General features: G+C 46.6%; 1 pseudogene. It reads right to left on the bottom strand.

Annotated features, from left to right (window positions below):
* Position 1: 1 nt before the first annotated feature.
* Positions 2-223 (bottom strand): annotated as a pseudogene (locus tag CHH91_RS19460) (anion permease); the annotation flags it as partial.

Raw genomic sequence — 223 nt, 5'->3', positions numbered from 1 at the left:
CTTAATGAACTGGCAAGCCAATAAGCGGCCAATAAAGAAATGCAGCCAGAAGGGTTATGACAATGACCGATAACGTTAGGATCGCTCCTACTTTTAATAGTTCCTGGCTTGTATAGTAACCGAGAGCATACGTCATCATTGTCCCTACAGACTGGGAAGGGAACAGAAAGCCTGTGCTGCAAGCAGCAAGGCAAATCATTCCCAGCCACACCGGGTTCACATT

This window comes from Virgibacillus sp. 7505 (assembly GCF_002272135.1).
GTDB lineage: Bacteria > Bacillota > Bacilli > Bacillales > Amphibacillaceae > Terribacillus.
Note: the sequence above shows the minus strand (reverse complement) of the source record. Positions and strands in the feature narration are given on the sequence as shown.